Origin of the sequence: Streptomyces sp. NPDC101166 (assembly GCF_044768125.1) — a bacterium.
In the GTDB taxonomy this organism is placed as follows: Bacteria; Actinomycetota; Actinomycetes; order Streptomycetales; family Streptomycetaceae; genus Streptomyces.
Genome location: NZ_JBIWPF010000290.1, coordinates 1 through 1,104 on the forward strand (window position 1 = coordinate 1; position 1,104 = coordinate 1,104).

Annotated in this window: 2 protein-coding genes; one reads left to right on the forward strand and one right to left on the reverse strand. The window is 66.4% G+C overall.

Annotation, left to right across the window (positions count from 1 at the left end; all coding sequences use genetic code 11):
• On the reverse strand, positions 1 to 347 hold a 347-nt coding region (locus tag ACIRS4_RS38495), incomplete at its 3' end, for a molybdopterin-dependent oxidoreductase (RefSeq protein WP_404204967.1).
• Between the two features lie 214 nt (positions 348 to 561).
• Between ACIRS4_RS38495 and ACIRS4_RS38500 the strand changes: the two genes are divergently transcribed.
• Positions 562 to 924, forward strand: a complete 363-nt coding sequence (locus ACIRS4_RS38500) for a hypothetical protein (RefSeq protein ID WP_404204964.1) — start codon at positions 562 to 564, stop codon at positions 922 to 924.
• Positions 925 to 1,104 lie beyond the last annotated feature (180 nt).

Consider the following 1,104-nt stretch of genomic DNA (forward strand, 5'->3'; position numbering starts at 1 on the left):
GGATGACTGACCGGACGCGGGGTGAGCAAGGCCCGGCCATTACCCGCACACTCCAGCGTCACCCGCGTGGTGACCTGCGCAAACGCCTTCAGCGCAGCCACATCCAACCGCAACCGGCGCTGCACCCGGCCCGCGATGGTGAGCTTCCAGGGCGCGTCCACCGCGACATATGGAATGTCGTAATGGGCCAGCACGTAATGCAGCCCCGGCGGGGTGACGTCGTAGCGCAGCGCTTCGAGCGGGATGCCGTGATTGCGCGTGGCCAGCGCGAGTTCGTCCGGCCCGATGCCCTCACCAGGGGCGGCCAGCCGGGCGCGTGAGCTCAGGTCAGCGAGTCGATGGCCCATGTACTGATTATCGCGCCACGGACCTGTCCAGATGTGCGGTCCGGGGGTCTGTAGCCGCCCCGCGACGCTGCCCATCTCACGCACAGTACGGATCTCGTCAATAGCCGGGTCGGCACCGCAAACACCGCGTCAAGGCGTCTGTCACCCCCACCCTGTGCGCCTAGCGTCCGATTCCTGTCCGGATCTCGTTTCGGACGGCGAGGAGATGGTTGGGATGTACGGCGGCGAACACTACGACCCGGTGCTGCTGGACGACCTGACATCACATCCCCACGTCGTCGAGATCCTCGACCTGCTGTCCGAATCCGGCTGCAACACCGTACTTCTGGCCAGGATCATCCGAGCGCCCAGTCCGGATCTGGCGTCCGCCCTCCGCGTGATCGCAGCGAACGGACTCCTCACCACCAGTGACCCGGGCAGCTGGGACGACCCCCTGGCGATCTCCGGACCGATCCGGCTGAACGACCGCGGCGAAGCGGTCGCTCAGGTGCTGTCGGACCCGAGGATGAGCCGAACCGCACACGACGGTCGTCGAACCGTGATGCGTGGCCTATTCCGGCGCAGCAGGCCGGTCTAGACGCTCCATTCCGAGCCGGGCGAGCAGTGCTCGGTATCGACGCAGTACGTCGGCCCGGTCGGATTCCTCGGTGATGGACTCACGAGCCGAATGCCCGCTGGACCAGACGTTCATAGCTCACCTGCGTGGCGATGACCCGCACATACCCGTTCTTATCGGTGCGGACCGGGCTGGGATTCC

Coding starts and splice junctions, on each gene's coding strand:
- ACIRS4_RS38500 (WP_404204964.1), top strand. CDS start 562: ATGTACGGCGGCGAACACTACGACCCGGTGCTGCTGGACGACCTGACA.